Raw genomic sequence first — 24272 nt, forward strand, 5'->3', positions numbered from 1 at the left:
TCCTGACTGGGAGACCGGTGTTGCCATAGCTGTTGAGGGCATAACCGAGAGACCGAGAAGTGCGGCTCCGAGAGCAAGGGTGCGAAGAGTTTTGCTGTTTTTCATGATCGTATCCTGTTTGGTCGTAGTTGATAATTTTGTGTTTCTAATTCTGGTATATAATGCATCAACTACCGTGCCAGAAAAACACCTGCAAACAACAACGCGACCATTCCGCCTCTCTCGAAATATCGTTATCTCTATATTTATCATTTTCTTATCGCGATTCTTCCCCGATGATTCGTTCTCACCGGTCAGAGCGTTCAGGGTTACATTAACATACCGGAGCGGTTACTGATGGAGACAATCTGTCTCACATTAATCTATCATCATCGTTTTTTGAGACATTTGGTGAGACTACCGGGCCGCTTATTGCGGTTGAATCCGTTTGCGGGAACCTCACCTGCAGAGGAGAGAGCTGCCGGCGTTCATAAACATCAAAAAGGGAAGGCTCCTGCTCATGAACCTTCCCTTTTTACTGCCCCGACTCTTTATTAAGAACCGGTGCGTTTAACGTTCCTTTATCTTAGATAGTCTGTGCGGTAATCGTGAACGATCCTGTGTGCGCACCGGACTCTGTCGTGTTCGAGAAGTTGAGCGTCATCTTGACATCTCCAACGGTCTGGGTCTGGCCGGTAACACCGCGCAGCTGCGTGGTAATGGTGCTTCCTGAAACCGCTCCGCTTACTCCATTGGTTGAGGCCAGTCCGTATCCGCTCACACCGATCTTTGAGGTTGAACCGGCTCTTGTTGCTGTGAAATCAGTACCGGTAATTGATACGGTTGCTGTTCCGCTGCTTGAAAGACCGGCAATCGCCCATGCATTCTTCAGTGTGATTTTGGCGGTTGACGGGCCAACCTCTGTTGCTGAGGCCGAGAGGGTCTCTGTGGTATCACCAAGCGTGGTCCAGGTAGCCGACAACGGTGAACCGGTCTGCGATGAACTTGCCGAGGTGGCCGAGAAGTTCAGGGCAACCGCGCTGTAGTAGTGCAGAACAAGATACTCCGGCATCGTAACGGTGACCGTGGTTGTTCCCGACTGGGTTACTGCTGCTTCGGCTGATTTTGGCATTGCGCTCATAACGAGAAGTGCTGCACCCAAAGCTATAGACTTGATTGTTTTAAGGTGTTTCATGGTGTTGTTCCTTTACGTATGGTCGTTTGATTTAATTTCTCTGCATGTAATGCATCAACTCCCGTGCCAAAGATATTTCATACCGGCAACAGCAGCCGGACTCAAGTAACAAAAATGGTGATATCTCTTTTTTTAAATGGTATTTACCGGCTTTATTAACCTCCTCTCAATCAAGAGCACTGAAAACGCCCCGGCAGGGAAGATTCCGTCTCATTTAGATTATATTGTATCGTTTTATGAGACACACAGAGAGACGATAGTGAGACTGTTTGCGAGACAGAAGAGCAGGTTGACACGTTAACCTGCAAACAAAAAAAGCTCCCGGTTTTCCGGAAGCTCTCTTTTATGCGGAGAGGATGGGTGGGAAGGGTTTTCATCCCTCCCTGAAATGCAAAAACCCCGCTGGTGCGGGGTTTATTGCGGAGAGGGAGGGATTGATTCGAAGCTCTGCTTCTCACCCCGCTCTGCGGGGCGGCTCCGCTTCGGTCGCCGTCCAAATGTTCCGCATGCGCGGCCCATTTGTCGAACGCCTCTTCCCGGGTTCTCATCCCTCCCTGAAATGCAAAAACCCCGCTGGTGCGGGGTTTATTGCGGAGAGGGAGGGATTCGAACCCTCGATAGCTCTATAAGAACTATGTCGGTTTAGCAAACCGGTGCCTTCAGCCACTCGGCCACCTCTCCTGATTGTACGGCGGAGGATGAGGGACTCGAACCCCCATGGGCGTGAACCCGGCAGTTTTCAAGACTGCTGCCTTACCAATTAGGCTAATCCTCCTCGATGTTATAAAGAACAGGGACAAAGATAGTGAATACTCCTGAAAATGCCAGAAAAAAATGCGTTAACAGGATTTAATGCCTTTAAACTTCTTCTATAGGTCCTATAGGACTTATGGGACCCATAGGACCTATAAAAAAACACAATAAACACACGAATCTTTGCTTCGGTGGATTTTCTTGCTGGCGGAGAGGGAGGGATTGATTCGATGCTTTGCATCTCACCCCGCTCTGCGGGGCGGCTCCACTTCGGTCGCCGTCCAAATGGCCTGCTGAAGCCGCCCATTTGTCGAACGCCTCTTCCCGGGTTCTCATCCCTCCTCTTTTCCTCAATCTCAAATAACATGACCACACGAATCTTTGCTTCGGTGGATTTTCTTGCTGGCGGAGAGGGAGGGATTGATTCGATGCTTTGCATCTCACCCCGCTCTGCGGGGCGGCTCCACTTCGGTCGCCGTCCAAATGTTCCGCTTGCGCGGCCCATTTGTCGAACGCCTCTTACCGGGTTCTCATCCCTCCTCATTTCCTCAATCTCAAATAACACTGCCACACGAATCTTTGCTTCGGTGGATTTTCTTGCTGGCGGAGAGGGAGGGATTCGAACCCTCGAGGGCTTTGACACCCTACCCGCTTTCCAGGCGAGCGCACTAGACCAACTATGCGACCTCTCCGTATTAAAAGGCCTGCAATTTACACTCTATTTTAGATTTTCAAAAGCATTCTGTTACTGATATATCTTTCCACAAGCGGTTTTTCAGGGCTTCTCTGTCAAATCCTCTATTTTCCGGTTGCGCTTTAGCGTGATTAAGATTGTCATTCTACGCTCACTTTTTGTAAATTGGCAAAATTGATTTTGCCGCAATCCATTAACCGTGCTGCCAATGACGAAGATTCTCTATGAAGCATTGACCTTTGACGATGTTCTTCTTATCCCTGCATATTCAAGTGTTCTTCCCAAGGAAACGGTTGTTTCAAGCCGGCTCACCAAAACCATTACGCTTAAAATTCCTCTGGTTAGCGCAGCAATGGATACGGTGACAGAGTCAGATCTTGCCATAGCACTTGCCCGTTCAGGCGGTATCGGTATTATCCATAAAAATCTCTCAATAGAGGAGCAGGCTCGCGAAGTGGCCAGGGTCAAGCGGTTTGAAAGCGGCATTATCCGCAACCCCTTCACCCTCTATGAAGATGCAACCATGCAGGATGCTCTTGACCTCATGCTTCGTCACTCCATTTCCGGAATACCGGTGATTGCCCGCCCGAAATTCGAAGGCGACACTTCACAAAAACTTAAAGGGATAGTCACAAACCGGGATCTTCGCATCAAACCGGAACTGGATGCCAAGATCGCGAGCATCATGACCAGCAAAAACCTCATTACCGCCAGAGAGGATGTTGATCTTGAAAAAGCCGAAGAGATCCTGCTTTTCAACAAAATCGAAAAACTGCTCATTACCGACAGTGATGGCAATCTGAAAGGGTTGATCACCTTCAAAGATGTGCAGAAACGCAAACAGTTCCCCAATGCCTGCAAGGACAGTCAGGGTCACCTCCGGGTCGGAGCTGCCGTAGGTATCCGCGAGAACACCCTTGATCGGGTCAAGGCGCTGGTTAATGCCGGTGTTGATGTTGTTGCCGTAGATACCGCACACGGGCACAGCAAGGCGGTGCTTGACACCGTACGCTTGATCAAAAATGCCTACGCCGATCTTCAGGTTATCGCCGGTAATGTCGCCACACCTGAAGCGGTAAGAGACCTGATCGAAGCCGGTGCCGACTGTGTTAAAGTAGGAATAGGACCGGGTAGCATCTGTACCACCCGCATTGTTGCCGGTGTCGGCATGCCTCAGTTGACGGCAATCATAAACTGTGCGGAAGAGGCAGCGAAAACCAATACACCCATCATTGCCGATGGCGGTGTCAAATACAGCGGTGATATAGCCAAAGCCCTTGCTGCCGGAGCAGATTCCGTTATGATCGGAAGTATTTTCGCCGGAACCGATGAGAGTCCGGGGGAGACCATTCTCTATGAAGGACGGAAATTCAAAACCTATCGCGGAATGGGCTCTCTGGGGGCCATGAGCGAACCGGAAGGAAGCAGTGACCGCTACTTTCAGGATGCATCAAAGGAGTCGAAAAAGTATGTACCGGAAGGTATTGAAGGCCGGATTCCATCCAAAGGGCAGCTTGACGAAGTGGTATACCAGTTAATCGGCGGGCTTAAATCGGCAATGGGATACTGCGGAGTCAGGAGTATTGATGAGCTGAAAACAACCACAAAGTTTGTGCGTATTACCTCTGCCGGCCTCCGGGAGAGCCACCCGCACGATGTCAAAATCACCAAAGAGGCCCCCAACTACTCAACCTCGATGTAACGCTTCAATCTTCTGTAAGTCCTATAGGTCTCATATGACGTATAGGACTTACAGGGATTTCATTCCTCTTCGACAATACTATTTATCGTCGTTCATTCCTTCCAGCCTGTCTTCAAGGTCGGCATAGATCTCCTGCAGTTCACTGATCATATCCTGATCGGCTTTCCACATTCCCCTGCCGTGGGCTTCAAGCATGCGGCCGACAATATTCTTGATCGCCTGCGGATTCAGGGTTGCAAGGCGCTCCCTCATCTCGGGATCAAGCGCGTAGGTCTCTGCGGTTTTTTTGTAGACCCAGTCATCAACGCTTTTGGTTACCGCATCCCAGCCGAGCATATAGGTGACCCTGTTGCTGATTTCGCCTGCACCGCTGTGGCCATGCTTGAGCATCCCTTCAAACCATTTCGGATTGAGCAGTTTTGAACGGTACTCGATACGCAGCGATTTCTCGGCATCATCAACCTTGATATCGGATGTGAATGACTCCACATAATTAAGCTTGATGTCTCCCCCCTTTGTATTGCGTCGCCGTGCAGCAAGCTGCAGGGATCCGGATGAGGAGAAGTAGTGATCGATATCGGAAATACCGAACTCGGTCGAGTCCACCTGATGGACAACCCGGTCAACCGAACCGAGAAGTTTCTGAAGGATCTCGGTCTCCTTCTCCCCTTTTCTTCCTCCGCCGTAGGCACTGCTGTTGCGGCGGATAAAGAGGTCGTCCAGATCGTTTTCGGTCTCCCATGCTGAATCTTCAACCATATCATCAACATAGGTGCCATAGGCGCCCGGTGACTGGGTAAACTGACGGGCGGTTGCACTGTCAAACTCCACACCGGTAGCAAGCGCTTCATCAACATGTTTTTTGATATAGTTCATCTCATGCGGCTCATCGGCTTTGGCTGCCTCCTTGACAAGGCGGTCAAGCTGGTCCATAAGAAGACCGAAAGCATCACGGAAAATCGGGCTGAGCTGCATAAGTACATCGATTCTCGGACGACCGAGCTTTTCAAGCGGCACCAGACTGTAGTGACTGATTTTGCCGAAAGCGTCATAGGCCGGCTCTGCGCCAAGCAGCCTGATAACCACGGCAACGGCCTCACCTTTTGTTTTAATGGTGTCAAGCCCCCAGAGCACCTGGGCTATAGTCTCCGGATAGAGTCCATGGTTTTCCTCAAGATGTTTTTTGACGATGCTGTCGGCAATGAGCGTCCCGCGTTTGAAAGCAAGTTCAGAGGGAATTCTCCACGGATCAATGGAGTGAATATTGCGCCCCGAAGGGAGCACGCTTACACCGTCACGCACCAGGTCGCCGCCGGGACCTGAAGCGATGTAGCGACCGTCAAGAACACGCAAAAGCGCACTCATCTCACCGGTATTATCGCGCAGCGCGTAGAGCAGCTTGCCGCCATCCATGGTAAGCTGATCAATGAAGGGTGCGTATTCAGCCGGAAGCTGGGTGCCGCCGGTAATAGAGGCAAAAGCGCCCGCTGCATTCTTGCGGTCAAAGAATACCTGCTGTACAAAATCGCGGCACGCCTGTTCAATCCACTCGCGCATAATGATCGCCTCTTCATCTCCCTGTCTTGAGCGGAGGCTGACCTCCTCATAACTGCCGTAATGGCCGTTTTTACCGGATGATTTCATGAGAATAGTTGGCAGGGTCCTGCCATCTTCACCACGATTCTTGAGGGTTTCAGTAATCGTGATAATCTGCGACTCAAGCGGACTTGCCTCACCGAAAACATGAAGCGAGTTGGAAATAAGCCGGTTTTCAAGCTCGGCCACATAACTGTAGAGCCTGCTGACAAAATCCCCGAACCCCTCCTGCTCCCTTCTCGGGCAGTCATCGGTCAGGTTAAGCAGCTCGGCTTTCTGCATGATAGCCTCTTCAACACCTGAACCATCCATACTCCCCTCATGGGCTGTGCCCAAAAAGCGCTCGCGATAATCGGCAAGCAGCTCTTTGAGTGCCGGAAGCTCCTTGTAGAGGCCTGCACGGGCCAGTGGAGGCACCACATGGGATACCATGGTGGCAAGACCGCGACGTTTTGCAATGGTCGACTCGCTGGGGTTGTTAACCGGATAGATGTAGAAATGCGGCACCTCACCCAAAAGAGCGTCAGGCCAGCAATCACCGGTAAGACCGGTCTGGAGACCCGGCATCCATTCAACTGAACCGTGCATACCGACATGAACAAGGGCATGAGCCCCGAACTCACGGCTGATCCAGCGGTAGAAGGCTATATACTGATGGTGCGGCGTGTTCTCCTTGTCAAAGAGCAACCTCATCGGATCACCCTGAACCGCCATGCGGGGCTGTACACCGATGAAGATATTGCCGAACCGCAGGCCTCCGATAAACACATCATCCGTTCCCATGGGAACAATGTCACCGGGGAAGCCATTCCAGCGCGCCTCAATGCGCTCACGCTCCCGTGAGGAGGTGAGCTCCCTGAATTTTTCAGAATTTACTTTAAGTGCATCAGGCTTGTTCTGCTGAATCTGGTAATCGGTTGCCCGGTCAATCGCCTCAAAGAGTGCATCGGGACTCTCCGGAAGCTGTCCCACATTGTATCCTGCCTTTTTGAGGCTCTGCAGAATGGCAAAGAGTGAGCGCGGTACATCAAGCAGGGCGGCTGTTCCCTTTTTGCCAAGCCCCGGAGGATAATCATAGACAACAAACGCAAGCTTTTTATCACGGTTTTCCGCTGCCCTCAGACGGAGCCACTGCTTGGAAAGCAGTGCAAGGCGTTCGAGACGCTCATGAACGGTCTCGATCTTGCCATCCTGCAACGCACCGAGAATAACCGGACAGATTGCTCCATCCATCTCCGGAATGGCATAGGTAAAGGTCATCTGCATGGGAGAGACACCGAGCTCCTTCCAGGACTCAAACTCCTGAGTCAGGAGCGGCTGGGCAACAATATATGGCGTATCAAGCCTTTCCATGATCTCCTGACGCGCCTCTGCGGCAGTTCCCGGCTTGGTGGAACCCGCCGGTCCTCCTACAAGCCCAAACCCCATCATGTTGATCAGAAGGTCGATTTTCTCCTTGATCAGCCAGTCACGCACCAGTACATGGCCCTCTACACCCATCACAAATGCGGGAAATACATGAATTCCCTGTTTTTCAAGCACACGTATGGTATTGTCGATATAGGTCTTTTCCTGGATAAGGTGCTTCCGGAAAAAGAGAATGCTGATTTTCTGCCCCTTGTCGAAGTTTATGCCGCGTTTTTTTGACCAGTTCTTGAAACTCTTGACATCCTTGAAATAGTCCGGCGCATCAGGATGATAGAGTCCCATATTCGGAACATCAACGATCGCACCAACGGTTACCGGCTCATTGAAATATTCACGCAGAATCAGGCGGAACATGTTGGCAATATTCTCCGGAGTCGGCTGCATCCAGTAGGAGTAGACCATCAGCCAGTTCTTGAAATCCTTGGCCTTGTTGGGCACAAGCGGCAGAATGGTGCGCATGATCTTCATGAGCTTCATGTAACCGTAAAGCGCATCTTCATCACGACCCTTGACCAGCATTTTCGCCACCTTTTTCACCATATCCGGCATACCTGCCTTCCCGTCACCAACCGAATAGCTTCCGACTTTGGTGAGCGCCATGGCCTCGGGCATCGACTCAAAAATAAAGATGGTTTTCTCGTTCGTCGCAAGATCAAGCTGTTTTTTAAACCAGTCAATCTGCTCCTTGAAATTGATCATACTCATGAAAACACAGTCTGCCTCCTGAATGGCTGTTGCCGCTTCAGGGTACTGTTTTTCAAGATCAATATCACTCAACTGGGTAAGCTCGGCTTCACTGTCAAGTAGTCCCTTGATCTTTCTCCATAGGCCGGCATTGTACTGCTCAAGGCCTACAACTGCGACAATTTTACGACGATTTGACATGGCTGGATGAGGTAGGTGAAATACACATTGTGCGGTAATAATAACTGCATGATACTACTACCTTAAATGTATGAAAGTAGGGGGATAGTTCCGCATAGGACCTTTCCGGCAGAATAAGCCGGAAAGGTCTTCGGAAATCAGAAGCTTGAAACCGCCTCAACGATCTGTTCAGCTTTTGCATTCGGCAAGTAGAAATAACGTCCGCCAAGTTTCTGGGCAAGCTTGGGCGCTTCACCCCTTGAGAGGTAGTTCATCTGGGTATCAATAACAATAGCTGCAACACCATCGGCCTGAATGGAGAGCGACAGGGATTCGATCTCTTTTTCAAGCACCTCCTTGGATGCCTTTTCAGCGTCCGGTTCAAAGGCTGCCTGAAGCCCTATGTTGCCGCGTCCGTCGGTAATAAGCACAAACATCACCTGGGTGACCCCTTTGGTACGGGCCTGTTTGGCCGTCTCCCATCCGAGATAGAGGGCAGAGGCGAGCGGTGTACCGCCACCTGTCGGTAGCACGTCAAGCTCGCGCTTGGCACGATCGACGCTCTGCGAAGGAGGGAGAAGTACCTGGGCCTGTTTGCCGCGAAACGAGATCAGGGCAACCTGATCACGATGCACGTAGGCATTCTGCAGAAGACTTGCCACAGCACCCTTGGCCTGACGCATACGGTTCAGCGCCATGGAGCCGGAAGCATCAACCATAAAGATAAAGAGCGTGCCCGACTTGTCGCGGAACCGCTTGATCTTCACGTCATCCTTGGTGATGATAAGGGCTGTTTTCGGCCTGCCTGCCATCTTTTTATCCCGACGGCGGGTCTCCTGCCAGGGGGCGGCTGAAATCAGTGTCGGAATAAGCGCAACCTTTCCGCTGCGCATCTCTCCGGGCTGGGATCTTACAAAACGGCCACGCTTGTTGTTCAGCGCTTCACCGCGACTGCCGGTTGTAGCCTTCTTTTTTGATGCAAGCGAAATATTGAGAATGTTGTCAGGAAGCTCCATTTCAACAGCATCCATCATCAACTCCTCGATCATATCGGGAGTATCCTTCTGCTCCTCCTCGGCTTCGGCATCCGGAGTATCAGCCTGGGAGTTCTCATCCTCGGCTTCCGGATCCTCCGGCGGCGGCTCCTCCTGGGGTGGCATCTCTTCGGCCTCGGCTTCCCTCTCGGGCATCCGGGTGGCACGGGGAATGAGTACCAGCTTAATGGCCAGTTTCATATCCTCATCCTCAACGTCGCTGCGCTGTGCCAGAGCGGCGCTGGCCAGAGCGGTACGGACGGTAAAGATATCGACACGGTTACCCTCAACACCGAGGCTGATTGCCGTCTGAATCAGTGCCTGCACCTGCTCTTTGGTAATGGAGACATGCGGCAGCTGCTCCCTGGCGGCCTGGATAAAGCCGGTAAGCATGTTGAGTTCATCCTGAGTATCCTCCGCATCCCGCTTGCCGAGCACCGTGTTGACAATTTTTTTACGTGCGCGGTAGTCGTTCTGGGCAGTGAACGGGACAATGATCCCTATCCGGTCAAGAAGACCCATGCGGACCTCTCCGTCTGAAGGGTCGTAGGTCCCAACCAGCATGAACTTTGCCGGATGAACCTCGCTGAGACCCTCACGTTCGACAAGCACCTCGCCGCGCGAGATGGCATCCATGATGTGCGACACCGCCGAACTGTCAAGCAGACTGATGGAGTCAACATAGAGTACCCCTCCGTTAGCCTTCGAAAGCACGCCATGCTGCACAACGCGCACGCCGGTGGCAAGGGTTGCCTCAAGGTCAACACCGCCGATAAGGCGGTCTTCGGTGACGTTCAGGGGAAGCTCCACAAAGGGGGTTCCTTCGGGGAGAATATGGGCAAAGGCTCTGGCAATGGTCGATTTTCCCGACCCTACAGCCGAGGGAATCACTACACCGCCAAGAGAAGAATCAACGGCCAGAAGCATAAGCGCCTTCTTGGCCAGATCCATTCCTACAATATCGGTAAAAGCTATCATTATACTGCTTCCGCTTCTCCAAGGACTTTAGCGATCTCGCGATCAATTTTTTCACCGGCATCAAGGGTTTCAAGCGGATCCTTGCGCAGACGGTGGCGCAGGCAGAGACCGGCAATCTCCTTGACATGCTTCATGGTTACTACCTTCTGACCGAGGAAAGCTGCGTGGGCATGGGCGGTACGGGTGATGGTGAGCTCACCGCGGTGACCGTCAATGCCGAGGTTCATACAGAGCCTTGCAATATCGGTCAGTACACTGTCATCCATGGTAACTTCAGGAAGCAGCTCTTTTGCCTGCTGGATCTTTTTCTGAAGCTTCTGCTGCTCGCGGTTGTACTTTTTCATAAAAGCGTCCGGATCATCATCGAACTCACGACGGCGCTTGACAATATCAACCCTCTTGGCAACATCAAGAATCGTGATGATGCGGGCATGAAGGCCGAAACGGTCGAGAAGCTGCGGGCGGAGCTCGCCCTCTTCAGGGTTACCGGAGCCGACAAGCACAAAGCGTGCAGGGTGGCGGATACTGATACCTTCACGCTCAACCACGTTTTTGCCGCTGGCGGCAACGTCGAGCAGAACGTCAACAAGATGGTCATCAAGCAGGTTGACCTCGTCAATGTAGAGGAACCCGCGATTTGCCTGGGCAAGAAGACCCGGCTCAAACGCCTTTACACCGCTGGTAAGCGCCTGTTCGATATCGATGGTACCGCAGACACGGTCTTCGGTAGCACCAAGCGGAAGGTCAACGACCGGAACCGGAATTTTCTCTGTCTGGAGGGACGCCGGATCTATGGCCGCCTTCCCTTTTTTGTTCTCTTCACCCTCAAGATACTGTTCAACCGTACGGTTGTAGGTATCATCCTTGACCCTGTCAATAAAAGGAAGCACTTCAGCAAGAGCCCTCACCGTGGTACTTTTTCCGGTACCCCTGTGACCCATAACCAGTACTCCACCGATCCTCGGATCAATGATATTGAGGATCAGACTGAGCTTCATCTCCTCCTGACCGACAATAGCAGTAAAAGGAAAGGCAAGACCGGACTTCTTCTTTGCAGCAGAAGGCGCTGCTTTTTTCGGTTCCGGAGCTGCAATTACCGTTGAACCCGCCTTAGCTTTTGCCACAGGAGCTTTCTTTGCAGGAGCTTTTTTAGCAGCAGTTTTCGTTCCAGCCTTGTCAGTCTGAGTCATAATTGAAGGTTTGGTTGGTACCCTTGCTCCATGAACCGAGAAGTCATTCACAGAAAAAGGTTTACTGTTTTTTAATGAGTTTTGATAATAAACATTGAATTTATGCTTTTAGAAAGACAATAGAAAATGGTTTTCATAAACGGAGCGGATGCACCGAGAGTTTTTTATCCTGCAGCTCAACTCCGCGTTTTTTTGTGCCATTTATTTTACTTGTCACTCCTCCAGCACACTCTCCGCCGCCTCCCTGATTGTCTCCGACAGGGTGGGGTGCGCGTGAACCGTTCCGGCGAGAAGCCCGGCCGTAACCTCCAGGCGGCGGGCAAGCGTCAGCTCCCCGATCAGCTCAACCGCTCCATGCCCGATCAGGTGGGCACCGAGCAGACGATCATCGGCGGCATTGAACACCAGCTTCACCAGCCCTTCAAGATTTCCATAAGCATTGGCCTTGCCGGATGCGGCAAACATCGAACGGCCAACCTTGACACGGTAACCGCGCTCTTCAGCCTGCTTTTCACCGAGACCGATAGAGGCAACCGACGGCTCGGCGTAGACACAGCGCGGGATCATCGAATCCTCAAGCGGCTCCGGTGCTCCTCCCTTCATGACCTCAATGGCAATGGCCGCTTCAGCGGAAGCCTTGTGCGCAAGCAGCATGCCGCCACGGACATCACCAACAGCAAAAATATGCCCTGCGGCTGTCCGGCAGAGCGAGTCTGTCACCACAAATCCCCGTGCACTCTCCACTCCGGCATGCTCAAGGCCGAGATCGGCGCAATTACCGGTTACCCCTATAGCAACCAGAAGATAGTCTGCACTGAGCGGTTGCGGCTCCTGGCCGTCAACCGTAAGCAGAGCGGAAACACCCTCTCCGGTTGCCTTGACACCCTCAAGTTTCGCTCCGGCAGCGACCGTAATCCCTGCTTTCTGAAAAGAACGCAAAAGCACTGCCGAGATCTCTTCATCTTCAAGCGGCAGGAGCCGCGGCATCATCTCCACAAGAGTCACCGCAGTTCCGGCCATGGCATAGAACCATGCCAGCTCAACACCGATAGCACCGCCGCCGACCACAATCATGGAGCCGGGCAGCGATTTCATGGCCAGCGCCTCACGGCTGGTAATAATACGGTTGCCGTCCGGCTCAAGACCGGGAAAGAGACGGGGACGGGATCCGGATGCAATAATGATATGACGGGCTGAGACCCTGCCGACTCGCGTACCCTCACGATAAACATCAAGATCGTTCGGGGAGCTGAAGCGCGCTTCACCCTGCAGCACCTCAACCTCACTACGGCGAAGCATGTAAGCAACTCCTTTCGACATTTTCAGCGCCACATTGCGGCTCCGTTTTATCGCTTCGGCAAGATCAATCGAGACCTCTTTCACCGAAAGACCAAAGGTGCCGGGATTTTTAAGCGACTCAAAAAGTTCTGCACTCTTCAGCAGAGCTTTGGTAGGAATGCAGCCCCAGTTGATGCAGACTCCGCCGAGAGCTGCTTTTTCAATGATACAGACCTTCATGCCGGCCTTTGCCCCGCGAAGAGCCGCTTCATAACCGCCGGGACCGGAACCGATTACAGCCAGGTCTACCCTCAGAACCTCCGCTTCAGGCAACTGTTGCGTTGAATGCATAGAAGATGTGGTATGGTTTTAGTATACTTGTGGACACTTCAGTAAATCTGCCGCGCCGGATCTACAGGCAATTTCCGCGGCAGTCAGGAGCACCGTTTATTGTAACAGGCATTACCGCAGGGCGCGTTCAAGTTTCACAAAATGCAAAATCAGCCGATAAAAAACGAATCCACAGAGCCGGATCCACTCCCGCTTGAACCGAAAAAGCTTACCCTGCAGGTAAGCCGTGTCCAGACGCCGATGCGCATCGACCAGTATCTGACCCGGCAGGTTGAAAACGCGACACGCAACAAGGTACAGGAGGCCATTGAAGAGGGACGGGTGCTGGTCAATGAAAAGAGGGTCAAATCGAACTACCGTATCAAGTCATGCGACACCATCCAGATCACCTTTCTGCGCCCCCCTGCTCCTGAACTGGCACCCGAAGATATCCCGATCGATATTATCTATGAAGATGAGGATCTCATGGTCATCAACAAAAAGCCCGGGATGGTGGTCCATCCGGCCTTCGGCAACTGGACCGGCACACTGGCAAACGCCATCCTCCACCACATCGGCATCGGGGCTGAAGAGCTTGACAAATCATCGCTCCGGCCGGGTATCGTGCACCGGCTCGACAAGAACACCTCGGGGCTCATCATTGTGGCAAAAAATCCCGTTGCCCTTCACCGTCTTGCCCGCCAGTTTGCTGACCGGCAGGTTGTGAAAATCTACAAGGCTATTGTCTGGGGCGTGCCCGCAGAGCAATCCGGCACCATAACAACCAATATCGGACGCTCGAAAAAGGACCGGAAGGTTATGGCAAACTTTCCCTATGAAGGAAAAGACGGAAAAACAGCAATCACCGACTATTCGGTTACGGAAAACCTCCACTGGTTTTCCCTGCTCTCGCTGACGCTCCACACCGGCAGAACCCATCAGATCAGGGCTCACATGCAGCACCTCGGCCACCAGATTCTCGGTGACGAAACCTATGGCGGAGCAGTGCTCCGCACGCTCCCGTTCAGCCGTAGTGAAGGGTTCGTCCGCAACCTGCTCGAACTGCTCCCGCGCCAGGCCCTGCACGCTGCAACACTCTCATTTCACCAGCCGACCACCCGTGAGCCGCTCTCCTTCACCGCCCCGCTGCCCGAAGACATGCAGAGTGCAATTGAAAAAATCAGAGCGGTAGTGGAGGCAAACTCCCGATGAGGAGGTTTGTATTTTTTCGCCGATAAGGCTATTCTTTCCTTACTGCCGCCTCGCTCTTTTGCGGGCGTAATCAATCCCGGCCGATCAATGCTCTCTTTGAGCAGAACGCCCCTGAAGCTGTGAAAACAGAAACAGCTCAATGAGCGGACGGCTTAACCACTTTAAGAACTGAACGACAATAATGACACTACGTTGCTCGCTCATCCGCCTCGCAACCGTGCTGCTGCTCATCGCGGCTTCACACACCTCTCTTGAAGCCGCAGCTCCGAAAGAGGATGCTTTCTCCTCTCTCGAACAGAATCTGGTTGAGGAGTACTACGGAATAAAAGTTGCCGACCCCTTCCGCTCCTTTGAAAATACCGGCGATCCGCTGGTGCAGAAGTGGTTCAGAGTACAGTCGGAAACCTCCCGGAAAACGCTGCAAAGCATCCCCGGCAGGAGCACGCTCGTTGAAAAAATGCATGAGTTCGACAGCCGTCGTTCATCAAAAGTCTACAACCTCTCCATTACCGACAACGACCGCTACTTCTATCTGAAGGAGAGGCCGGAGGATGAAACCGGCAGACTCTACTGTCGCGACCGGTTTGAGGGAAAGGAGCGCCTGCTCTTTGATGCCCGGAAATACTTTGCAAAAAGCGGAAAAGAGTATGTAATCAGCGCACTCTACCCCTCCAATGACGGCTCAAAGGTGGCCATTGCCGTCTCGGCCAACGGCTCCGAGAACAGCATCCTCCTCATCATGGATGTTGCTGCAAAAAAACTCTATCCCGAAAAAATCGATCGCTGCAGGTTTGCCTCCCCCTCATGGCTGCCGGATAACAGCGGCTTTCTCTATAATCGCCTGCGGCCGGTTACACAATCCGGCCAGAACCCCCAGAGCGACAGCAAAACCATGCTCCACCGGATCGGGAGCAACCCCTCCATCGACCGGGAGATATTATCGCGCACGCTCAATCCGGAACTGCAAATCAGGAGCGAGGAGATCCCCGCTGTTGAGTATGAACACAAAAGCGGCTACCTTTTTGCCAATGTCTCAAGCGTGGAACGGCGGCTCACCATCTACTATGCCCCGGTCTCCGAATTATCAAAAAAGAAAATCAGCTGGAAGAGTCTCTTTCAGCCTTCGGATGAAATTCATGATTTTGCCGTCACCAAAAACGACCTCTACCTCTACACCCCCAAAAATGCCCCCCGGTTCACGGTGCTGAAAACTTCGCTGAGCAATCCCGACATTCAGCATGCTGAAACGGTCGTGCCCGAAGACCCCACCGCTATGCTCACCTCATTCGCCCTCTGCAGCGATGCGATCTACTTCACACACTCACGCAACGGTGTCGAGGCCGGGCTTTTCCGCAAGGAGTATACTCCGGGTGCTGCGCCGGGGGAGCTGGAACTCCCCTTCAAAACGGGTACCATCCATCTCTCGTCAAAAGGGTTCCGCTTCCCCGATCTCTGGGTGATCATTGCCGGATGGAGCCACAACAGCAGCCGCTACCGCTTCGACAGTGTAAAACACGAGTTCCGCAAAGAGACACTCTCCTCTCCGGCAGAGTACCCCGAGTACCGGGATCTTGTGGTTGAAGAGCTGATGGTTCCCTCTCACGACGGCGTCAGGGTTCCGCTCTCCGTAATCTACCGCAAAGGGATGGCACGAGACGGAAAAAATCCTGCATTGATCTATGGATACGGTGCATACGGCAGGTCCATAACCCCCTTTTTCAGTCCTGATATGCTGCTCTGGACCACAAAGGGAGGGGTACTTGCCTTTGCCCATGTCAGAGGAGGCGGAGAGCTTGGCAACCAGTGGCACACCGACGGCATGAAAACCACCAAACAAAACTCATGGAAAGACCTGATCAGTTGTGCAGAGTATCTTAAAGCCGAAGGCTATACCGGCGCCGGAAAAATCGCCATCAACGGAGCCAGTGCAGGGGGAATTCTTGTAGGAAAAGCCATGACCGAACGACCTGATCTTTTTACCGCCGTGATTGCACAGGTCGGTGCTTTGAACCCGCTGAGGGGAGAGGAGACTCCCAACGGCCCGGTCAACGTACCGGAGTTCGGCACCATCAAAAATCCGGAGGAGTGTATGGCTCTCATCGAGATGGACCCCTATCTCAGCATCAAAAAGCGTGTCGCCTACCCGGCGGCGCTTGTCACCACCGGACTGAACGACCCGAGAGTAGCGGCATGGCAGCCGGGAAAGTTTGCCGCACGACTGCAAAAGGCAACACGTTCAGGCAAACCGGTACTCTTTTTTGCCGACGATAAAGCCGGTCACGGCATGGGTAACACCAAAACACGGGAGTTTGAAACCATGGCTGATGTTCTCAGTTTCGCCCTCTGGCAGACCGGCCATCCGGAATTTCAGGTTAAATGAGCTACACCAGCCCCTTGAGATAGCGCTGCCGCTTCCCCTCTTCAAACCGTTCAATGGCGTAGCGCAGCATCACTCTCGGCATGCTGCGGCAGTGCACCTGCAGAAACTCCTCCTCTGCGGGCTGATCCCGCTTGCCGACCTCACGGAGCATCCATCCTGCGGCCTTGTGAATCAGCTCCTCCCGGTCGTTGAGCAGCATTCCTGCAATCGCAAGGGTATCGTGAAACTCATTCCGGCGGATAAAATGAAAGGTTGAAACGATGGCAATCCTGCGCTCCCAGAGGCTCTCCGAAACAGCAAGCCGGTAGAGCGGCGCCCGGTCATGATTGCGCAAAAAAGAGCCGACGATGTGCTCCGCCGAAATATCAACCAGATCCCAGTTGTTGATGCGGCGGGTATTGGCCAGATAGCTGTTGTAGATCCGCTCCTGCTCAACACCGTCAGCCCTGCGAAAACGGCGAATAAGCAGGAGAAGGGCAAGCAGACGGTCTTCATGAAACGCAGAAGCAAGCAGACGGTTCACCTCCTCCGGAGGCACGTTGTCCAGCCCGGAGGCAAGCTTTCTCAACACAGGAACCCGGATGCCGCGAAAGAGGTCCCCTTCGCCGTACTCTCCCGGCCCGGTCCTGAAAAACCTCAGGGCAAAGCGAGACGCCTCCGGATTGCCCAGCACCTCAAGCCGGGCGGATATGGCATCAGCTGTTACCATTTTCTGCTTGTTCTGTTACAGTCACCCCGATCACATCATCGTGATCGGTTTGCAGATTTTTGAACCACGAAACAGACGAAATTACACGAAATTTTGCCCAAGAAAACCATCAAGCTGCTCTCTTCGTCCTTGCAGTCCCTGCTGTCCTTGTTGTCCTTGATCTCTTTTTCGAGCACCGCCCAACGAAGCAATCGCATCGCGCAACAGATTTATCGCTGCCCTAAGCCAGTTCCGCCAACTCTGTCCACCTGGCCATCTCCCTCTCAAGCTGCTTCTGGAGTGCCTGCAACTCTTTCCCGAGCTTCTGCTGCAGCTCAAAATCACTGCCTGCTGCAGCAAGTTTGGCCGCTATCTCCGACTGCCGGGTTTCGCCCTCATGAATGGAGCTTTCAAGCTGTTCAAGTTCACGCTTCTCCTTGCTGCCGAGCCGGCTCTGCTTCGGCTTTGCCGACACCACCGGAAGAATCTTCTGCTGCTCTTTCGATCCCGATTTCCTGTCGTCCTTCTCCTTCTCCGCCAGAGCGGCCTTCATATCAAGATAGACGGTATAGTTGCCGGGGTAGCGGCGTACCGTGCCATTGGCTTCATAGGCAAAGATATACTCGACAGTACGGTCAAGAAAATAGCGGTCGTGACTGACCACAATGAGGCACCCCTGATAGGTGTCGAGGTAGTCCTCAAGCACCCGAAGCGTGGGAATATCAAGATCGTTGGTCGGCTCGTCAAGCAGCAGCACATTGGGAGAACCGATAAGCTGCTTGAGCAGGTAGAGTCTGCGGCGCTCTCCGCCCGAGAGCGTGCGGATATAGCTGTACTGGGTTGAGGGGGCAAAGAGAAAACGCTCAAGCATTCTGGCCGCCGAAAAGACCGTTCCGTCCTTCAGCTTGATCTGCTCGGCCTCCTCCTGAATAAACTCAATAACCCGCTTGCTGTCATCCAGTCCCCGGCTCTGCTGATCGTAATAGCCGATGTTGACGGTCTTGCCGATATCGATATGACCGCTGTCGGGCTTGACGCGCCCGGTAATCATATCAAAAAGGGTTGTTTTGCCGGAACCGTTCGGACCGATAATGCCGATGCGGTCTCCCTTCTGGAGGTGGTACTCAAATTCGTGCAGCAGCAGTTTGTCGCCGTAGGATTTCGAGACCTTGTGAAACTCAATGATCTTGTCGCCGAGCCGTCCCGCGCCGAAGCCGAGTTCAAGCTCTTTCTGCTTCTCCTTTTTCGGTGCATAGACAAGCGTTTCGGCACGCAGCATGCGGGCTTTCTGCTTGGTGGTACGGGCTTTGCAGCCACCGCGCATCCAGTCAAGCTCCTGACGCACAAGCGCCTGGCGTTTGCGGTCATCACGTATCGCCTGCTCCTCCTGCTCGGCCTTCTGCTGCAGGTAACTTGAGTACCCTCCGGTATAGGTTGTAGCCGTATGGCCGTCAAGCTCAAGCATGCGTGTCGCCACGCGGTCGAGAAAGTATCGGTCATGGGTAATGAGCAGCACTGCTCCCTGGTAACGGCGGATGTACTGCTCAAGCCACTCAACGCTGTCGGCATCGAGATGGTTGGTCGGTTCATCAAGTATCAGGCCGTCACTCGGCACAACGAGAGCATGGGCAAGGGCTACCCGCTTGCGCTGACCGCCGGAAAGGGTGCCCATTTTAGCCTCAAGATCATAAAGACCAAGCTTGCCAAGCACCGTCTTGGCATTCGACTCCAGCTCCCAGGCTCCGCAGACGTCGAGTTCATGGGCAAGCTGGCTCATGCGGTCTATCAGAGAGGGGTCCTCAGTGTGTTTTGTCTCAAGCTCCTTGCAGACCACTTCATACTCATAGATAAGATCCATGACCTTGTCGCTCGATTTCAGAATGGCTTCAAGCACCGTATCATCCGGATCAAACGGAGAGTCCTGCGGGAGATAGGCAATCCTCTTCTGGTTTGCCACCATCACCTTGCCTTTATCGGGAGTTTCCACCCCGGCAAGAATTTTCAGCAGCGTACTCTTTCCGCTGCCGTTCGCTCCGATAATCCCTATCTTGTCGCGGTCATCTATACCGAATGAGACATCGGTAAACAGATGTTTCAAACCATACTTTTTCTGTAATCCTTCTACTGTTAAGAGCACCATACCTTTTCACCGTTCCTTATATTATCATTGCGGCATCGCTACACCTGTATAGTGTCGCCTTATTATCTTGCAAAGGGTGGAATATAACCAATGCTTTCAGTTTTGTTTCCATGTAATTCTCCCCCTCCTCCCGCCCGGGCTGCCGTCAGCTGATGGAGGATAGCCATCCCTGATTTTTCCTGTTTCCTGTTCTCTGTTTTTTTTATCAACTTCGCAATACATCATACATTCCACAGACCTCCACTAAGCAAGAATTGAACCACTATGAGTGAACTGGAAAAATCGCTGGCCTGGACCAATCTTCCCGTACCGGAGGTACTGCGCCAGCTTCCGTTCAGCCAGCAGCAGCAGATACTCTCCTGGGCTGAGACGCTGGTCAGCCACAAGACCGACGGATTTGAGGAGCTCTATAACGCCATAGGTATGATCGTCAAGTATATCCCGAATTTTGTCGTCATTCCGCTTATGGTCGATCATATCAAACCGCGGATAGCCGCCGGTGTATGCGGCAAGATGGGAGTTGATCAGGCTGTCGGCTATGCCAATGACCTTCCGATAGAGTACTTCAATGAGGTTTCACTGCATCTTGAAGCTCCGGTTATGGCTCAGATTCTTGAGAAAATGAAAAAAAACAGTGCCGAGAAGTTCATTCTCAGCGAACTCAAAAACCGGCTCGACCGCATGCTCGACATCGCACAGCATCTCGACAAACGCATGCTTGAAATCGTAGCAAAGCATGTCACCCTGCCCGAAAATGAAGAGGAGCTGCTCAATCACCCGCATAAACCGGTTTTTGACAAAATCAGGGCTCTGCAGTAGAAACAAAAAAGCCGTGAAAAGCCTTTATCTTTTCACGGCGGTAAAACCTCCAGGGAACTGAGCTGAGCAGGATACTTTGCTATTTTTTGGCCACTGTTATATCACACAGTGACATCATATAAGCAACAGCATCGGAACACTGGGCAAGAGTCAGTGATTCCATTCCCCCCTTTGCAGGCATAGTATTGATGCCATCAATAGCATGATTGATGAGCGCCTGCATACCCTGCGCCATCCGTGGCTGCCAATCAGCTACGTTGCAAACTTTCGGTGCATTCATCACACCGTTATCATGACAGACTCCACAAGCCCGGTTGTAGGTCTCCTGACCTTGTGGAAGGTTGTATTTCGACGATAACATCGCCAGGGTCATCTCCTGAGCCTCTGCCTGCCGGGCAAACCCGATACAGGCAAAAAGCAACGCAACAGCTCTTATTACCCTCTTCATCATAACTCCCCCGGTTTTTCATAATTCTTTTGCAAAAAATGGGGGGTTCTGTTTATTCCGCGTTGTGCCGACACTGTCGAAAAAAACAAAACCCCCCGGATGTTCATCAATCCCTCTCGTATTCATTCGTCTGTCACAGCATAGATCATCTTTCAACTGTTAACAATTTAGAACCGCCAGATTAAGAGGGGATTAACGGGAGACTAAAAAATGCACAAAAATCAAACCGGGGGGAGAAAATCGTCGGAAAAACGGAAAAGCAGTTAAAAAAAGAGTAATGCGACGGACATATACAGGAAATATACTTCCTTAAAACAGAGCAATTACATACTTTACAATAATAAACCGGCAGAAAATTGCATTAATCACAGAGAGCGGTCTCTGCACCATATTTCGGCTCCCGGCACACAACTACCGGCCTGAGGAGCAACCGCCGCTCCCCCTTTTTTTGACCGTAGCCTTTCGTTTGCAGGAACAGAGCTGAGGTATACCATTCTGATGCACTCCTGTTCTCCGGTGTAAAGGAGGGTATGATAGCATCCGTCAGAAGCATTAACTTCCCTTAAACACTCTCTCCATCAACACACTGAAACAAAAAGGGGACGGTTATGCAGAAAGGAAGCGTTGATGTTCACTGCCATTTTTTCAATGGAGCTTTTGCCTTCGATGAACTTCTCGAAATCGGATGGAGATTGCTGCATGACCATTACCCGTATAAACAGGATGAACAGCTCAGACTGAAAGCCCTCAATATCATTCCTCCAGAGCTGGAAAAGCTCATCAACTATGTCGCCTCGTTGTTTGCCGCCATCATCAGAAGCCCTGAAGAGAATTACAACTATGAACAGCACTGCTATACCGCGAGTCTTTGGAAACCCTCCAGGCCGTTGATTACCGCGCCGCTCATGATGGACATTTTTTTTATGTTTGATAACGGCACCTCTTGTAAGCAGAAATCAAAACTCCTGAAATTGCCCGCAGAAAAAAAGAGGGCGGCTTTTTCCCCGTCGCTGATTACCGAGCAGGAACAGTACTCATTTGATGCATTTGCGGAGGAGATGAAACAAAAGGTTCTCCGTGCCTGTGCAGAGCGGGTTTCCCGGAACGAGCGGGGTATTGATCTGGCAGCAGAAAGCACAGCTCCTGTTACTGCGGAGCTTGACCGCGTAATCAGAGAGTTTAAATCCGGTACCGGTGAAGAGCCCAACACGAGAGGGCTGACTGCCCGCAGCGATGTCCAGATGACGAGGGGGTATCGCAAACACCTGAAAACCCTGATGGATCTTAAAAAAAAGAGCCCTGAAACCGTTTTCCCGTTTCTGGCCGTTGACCCGAGGCGTATCGGAATCGAGCAGCTTGTAAAAGAGCAGGTAATCGATGGTAAATTCCAGGGAGTAAAACTCTACTGTCCTCTCGGATACCTCCCCTCCCATCCCGACCTCTATCCTGTCTACAAACTCTGCATTGAGCACGATATCCCCATTACCTGCCACACCTCCCCGGGTGGGTTCCAGTCAAAGTGCGGCACAATCAGCACCCTGAGCCGGAAGCGAGACGGAACTGTGGTGAAAGTACTGTTTGACGAAACAACCGTTAAGAGGGTTCATGAGGGAGATACCGCTCAAAGTCTCTTTTTTGCCAGACCGCAAAACTGGGTTGAAGTGCTTGAAAACAGCGAATTCAGCAAATTACGCATTAATTTTGCCCATTTCGGCGGTTCGGATCATATCAAAGCCTGTGCCGCCTCAAGGGGCTCATCATCTCCGGATAACTGGACAGCAGAGATCATCCGCCTGATGGAGCGATTCGAGCATGTGTACGCCGATATAGCCTACTGCCCCGATGTTTCGCTTCAGGAGATCGAGGCCATAATCAAACAACACCCGATTGTTGAGGAGCGCCTTATGTTCGGCACTGATTTTGTTATGATCATCATGACAAATGAGAGACTTGAGGAGTACTTCAACCATTATACCGGCATTAACTCCCGCCTGGCAGGAGATAATGCTGCGGCATTTCTCCGGATTTAATGAATAACCTCTCCCCTGCGCCAGAGAGCTCAGGATTTTTTGGTGCAGGAAGAGAAAAGCGGCGCAATAAACCAACCATAAACGCTTAACCATGAAAAAATCACCCGTAAGGCTTTTCCTCATCGCGTTTACCGCCATTCTCAGCTGCTGCAGCCTGCTTGAGGTTAATGCCGCTGAAAATTCGGTTAAAGGCAATGGAACGCCCCTTAACCATGAAACAACTGCAATCCCCAACCCGAACAATCAGATCGGCCAGATCGTCTGCATCAGCGATATCCATTTAGGTATCGATGACAGCTATGCCGAGTGTAACAAAAACCGTCAGCCCCTCGTCCGCTTTCTGAACGAGGTCCGGCAATCTCCCGCTGTAAGGGAGCTGGTCATAGCCGGAGATCTTATTGATGAATGGTTCATTCCCGCAGAAGTTAATACGTTCAACGGCGGAAATCAGCGTAATTTTGTCACTGCCCTGGCACACAACAATCAACCGGTTATCAATGCTTTTCAGCAGATTATCAACGAGCGCAGGATCAAGGTTACCTATCTGCCGGGAAATCACGATCTGCTGATTACAGCCGGCGATGTTCAGAGTATCCTGCCGGGAATAACTCAGGCAAGGGATGTTCAGGGTCTGGGGTCATACTCACCCCTCGGACACCCCGAGATAGTCATCGAACACGGGCATCGTTACAATTTTTTCTGTGCACCTGACCCCTATTCAAACCAGGCCATTGCAAAGGGCTCCATACTGCCTCCGGGCTATTTTTTCACACGCATTGCGACGCAATCAGTTAAAGAAGGCAAACAGGGTCCTGGCGGCATTCTGCCGATAATACCTCCCGGCAGCAAGACACTTCTGATGTATGAATACTGGAAGCAGTGGCACCAACTCATGACCGCATTCCCGATAAAAGCGGGTCTGAATGACAAGATCATAAAAACCGGCATTGACGGCTATACGTTAAACTATTCAATCAACGACCTTGTGCCGTTTCAGTTGAAGCCTCGCCTTATTGATGTCCGGTTATTCAAGGGAATTGCAACGGAGAAAGCATGGGATGACCGGCAGAAGCACAACAGGGTAGCAGTACCTATATCGGCACGGAATGCTATAACAATGGCCGATTCAAACACTGAGACCGACAGCCAGGCAATAACCCAATATTTTACCAATCCAGCCTCTGACAAGCGAATTGTCATCTTTGGACACACTCATGATGCGAAAATTATTCCCTTCCAAAAGGAGAAGAAGAATGACAAGGAAGCAAACAAGATTTACGCCAATTCCGGAACATGGATTGACAGCAAGGTCGATAACAACAATATCCCGATCATGACTTTTGTGGTTGTAACACCCGGGAAAAGCGGTATTTCAGCCGAATCTGTCACTCTTTATCGTTATTTGCCTGACGGAACGATAACGCAATTGGCCACAGAAACCCTGACGAGCGTCAAAAAGTAAGCGGGTTATATACTGCAGCGGCCAATCATGAAGTTCAGCTCTTTATGATTGGCCGCTTTGCGTTTGATTCAT

At 51.9% G+C, this 24272-nt stretch carries 14 protein-coding genes and 3 tRNA genes; 6 read left to right on the forward strand and 11 right to left on the reverse strand.

The features are described from left to right. Nucleotides 1-565 precede the first annotated feature (565 nt). The 4 genes from CFERDRAFT_RS06055 to CFERDRAFT_RS06070 all read right to left on the reverse strand — a co-directional run bounded on the left by CFERDRAFT_RS06055 (nt 566) and on the right by CFERDRAFT_RS06070 (nt 2619). On the reverse strand, nt 566-1174 hold the full coding sequence (locus tag CFERDRAFT_RS06055; RefSeq protein ID WP_006366343.1) for a hypothetical protein: 609 nt from the start codon (nt 1172-1174) through the stop codon (nt 566-568). Nucleotides 1175-1765: 591 nt separating this feature from the next. Next, a tRNA-Ser gene (locus CFERDRAFT_RS06060) sits at nt 1766-1855 on the reverse strand. An 11-nt stretch (nt 1856-1866) separates the two neighbouring features. Continuing rightward, a tRNA-Ser gene (locus tag CFERDRAFT_RS06065) sits at nt 1867-1949 on the reverse strand. A 579-nt stretch (nt 1950-2528) separates the two neighbouring features. Then, nucleotides 2529-2619, reverse strand: a tRNA-Ser gene (locus CFERDRAFT_RS06070). Nucleotides 2620-2829: 210 nt separating this feature from the next. Between CFERDRAFT_RS06070 and guaB the strand changes: the two genes are divergently transcribed. Continuing rightward, a complete protein-coding gene (gene guaB / locus CFERDRAFT_RS06075; protein ID WP_006366344.1) occupies nt 2830-4323 on the forward strand; it encodes an IMP dehydrogenase in 1494 nt (497 codons plus the stop codon). Nucleotides 4324-4401: 78 nt separating this feature from the next. Here guaB and bchH read toward each other — a convergent pair whose 3' ends face one another. From bchH to lpdA, 4 genes are all read right to left on the reverse strand, one after another. Beyond that, entirely contained in the window at nt 4402-8232 is a 3831-nt protein-coding gene (gene bchH / locus CFERDRAFT_RS06080) for a magnesium chelatase subunit H (RefSeq protein WP_006366345.1), read from the reverse strand. A gap of 137 nt (nt 8233-8369) precedes the next feature. Then, nucleotides 8370-10223 carry a magnesium chelatase ATPase subunit D gene (gene bchD / locus CFERDRAFT_RS06085; RefSeq protein ID WP_006366346.1) on the reverse strand — a complete coding sequence of 618 codons (1854 nt, stop codon included), beginning with the start codon at nt 10221-10223 and terminating at the stop codon, nt 8370-8372. Further along, on the reverse strand, nt 10223-11413 hold the full coding sequence (gene bchI, locus CFERDRAFT_RS06090) for a magnesium chelatase ATPase subunit I (RefSeq protein WP_006366347.1): 1191 nt from the start codon (nt 11411-11413) through the stop codon (nt 10223-10225). The genes bchD and bchI overlap by 1 nt, the downstream gene beginning before the upstream one ends. Before the next feature lie 213 nt (nt 11414-11626). Then, nucleotides 11627-13042: a dihydrolipoyl dehydrogenase gene (lpdA, locus tag CFERDRAFT_RS06095; RefSeq protein ID WP_006366348.1), complete on the reverse strand. Its 1416-nt coding sequence runs from the start codon at nt 13040-13042 to the stop codon at nt 11627-11629. 141 nt (nt 13043-13183) lie between these two features. On the opposite strand from lpdA, the gene CFERDRAFT_RS06100 reads away from it, so the two are divergent. Both CFERDRAFT_RS06100 and CFERDRAFT_RS06105 read left to right on the forward strand, forming a co-directional pair. After that, on the forward strand, nt 13184-14233 hold the full coding sequence (locus tag CFERDRAFT_RS06100) for an RluA family pseudouridine synthase (RefSeq protein ID WP_006366349.1): 1050 nt from the start codon (nt 13184-13186) through the stop codon (nt 14231-14233). Nucleotides 14234-14414: 181 nt separating this feature from the next. Further along, a complete protein-coding gene (locus tag CFERDRAFT_RS06105; protein ID WP_006366350.1) occupies nt 14415-16613 on the forward strand; it encodes a prolyl oligopeptidase family serine peptidase in 2199 nt (732 codons plus the stop codon). A gap of 1 nt (nt 16614) precedes the next feature. Here CFERDRAFT_RS06105 and CFERDRAFT_RS06110 read toward each other — a convergent pair whose 3' ends face one another. Continuing rightward, nucleotides 16615-17322, reverse strand: coding sequence for a DNA alkylation repair protein (locus CFERDRAFT_RS06110; RefSeq protein ID WP_006366351.1), 708 nt, complete (start codon nt 17320-17322; stop codon nt 16615-16617). Nucleotides 17323-17542: 220 nt separating this feature from the next. Continuing rightward, entirely contained in the window at nt 17543-19441 is a 1899-nt protein-coding gene (locus CFERDRAFT_RS06115; protein ID WP_006366352.1) for an ABC transporter ATP-binding protein, read from the reverse strand. A 264-nt stretch (nt 19442-19705) separates the two neighbouring features. Between CFERDRAFT_RS06115 and CFERDRAFT_RS06120 the strand changes: the two genes are divergently transcribed. After that, nucleotides 19706-20260, forward strand: a complete 555-nt coding sequence (locus CFERDRAFT_RS06120; protein ID WP_006366353.1) for a hypothetical protein — start codon at nt 19706-19708, stop codon at nt 20258-20260. Between the two features lie 79 nt (nt 20261-20339). Here CFERDRAFT_RS06120 and CFERDRAFT_RS06125 read toward each other — a convergent pair whose 3' ends face one another. Continuing rightward, the gene (locus CFERDRAFT_RS06125; protein WP_006366394.1) at nt 20340-20711 is read right to left on the reverse strand and encodes a c-type cytochrome; all 372 of its coding nucleotides are present in this window, start codon (nt 20709-20711) and stop codon (nt 20340-20342) included. A 605-nt stretch (nt 20712-21316) separates the two neighbouring features. Between CFERDRAFT_RS06125 and CFERDRAFT_RS06135 the strand changes: the two genes are divergently transcribed. After that, nucleotides 21317-22738 (forward strand): amidohydrolase family protein, encoded by a 1422-nt coding sequence (locus CFERDRAFT_RS06135; RefSeq protein ID WP_006366354.1) that lies wholly within the window; start codon nt 21317-21319, stop codon nt 22736-22738. Nucleotides 22739-22829: 91 nt separating this feature from the next. Next, on the forward strand, nt 22830-24200 hold the full coding sequence (locus CFERDRAFT_RS06140) for a metallophosphoesterase (RefSeq protein ID WP_006366355.1): 1371 nt from the start codon (nt 22830-22832) through the stop codon (nt 24198-24200). Nucleotides 24201-24272 lie beyond the last annotated feature (72 nt).

It is taken from the genome of Chlorobium ferrooxidans DSM 13031, assembly GCF_000168715.1.
Lineage (GTDB): Bacteria > Bacteroidota > Chlorobiia > Chlorobiales > Chlorobiaceae > Chlorobium > Chlorobium ferrooxidans.

Coding starts and splice junctions, on each gene's coding strand:
- CFERDRAFT_RS06055 (WP_006366343.1), bottom strand. CDS start 1,174: ATGAAACACCTTAAAACAATCAAGTCTATAGCTTTGGGTGCAGCACTT.
- guaB (WP_006366344.1), top strand. CDS start 2,830: ATGACGAAGATTCTCTATGAAGCATTGACCTTTGACGATGTTCTTCTT.
- bchH (WP_006366345.1), bottom strand. CDS start 8,232: ATGTCAAATCGTCGTAAAATTGTCGCAGTTGTAGGCCTTGAGCAGTAC.
- bchD (WP_006366346.1), bottom strand. CDS start 10,223: ATGATAGCTTTTACCGATATTGTAGGAATGGATCTGGCCAAGAAGGCG.
- bchI (WP_006366347.1), bottom strand. CDS start 11,413: ATGACTCAGACTGACAAGGCTGGAACGAAAACTGCTGCTAAAAAAGCT.
- lpdA (WP_006366348.1), bottom strand. CDS start 13,042: ATGCATTCAACGCAACAGTTGCCTGAAGCGGAGGTTCTGAGGGTAGAC.
- CFERDRAFT_RS06100 (WP_006366349.1), top strand. CDS start 13,184: ATGCAAAATCAGCCGATAAAAAACGAATCCACAGAGCCGGATCCACTC.
- CFERDRAFT_RS06105 (WP_006366350.1), top strand. CDS start 14,415: ATGACACTACGTTGCTCGCTCATCCGCCTCGCAACCGTGCTGCTGCTC.
- CFERDRAFT_RS06110 (WP_006366351.1), bottom strand. CDS start 17,322: ATGGTAACAGCTGATGCCATATCCGCCCGGCTTGAGGTGCTGGGCAAT.
- CFERDRAFT_RS06115 (WP_006366352.1), bottom strand. CDS start 19,441: ATGGTGCTCTTAACAGTAGAAGGATTACAGAAAAAGTATGGTTTGAAA.
- CFERDRAFT_RS06120 (WP_006366353.1), top strand. CDS start 19,706: ATGAGTGAACTGGAAAAATCGCTGGCCTGGACCAATCTTCCCGTACCG.
- CFERDRAFT_RS06125 (WP_006366394.1), bottom strand. CDS start 20,711: ATGATGAAGAGGGTAATAAGAGCTGTTGCGTTGCTTTTTGCCTGTATC.
- CFERDRAFT_RS06135 (WP_006366354.1), top strand. CDS start 21,317: ATGCAGAAAGGAAGCGTTGATGTTCACTGCCATTTTTTCAATGGAGCT.
- CFERDRAFT_RS06140 (WP_006366355.1), top strand. CDS start 22,830: ATGAAAAAATCACCCGTAAGGCTTTTCCTCATCGCGTTTACCGCCATT.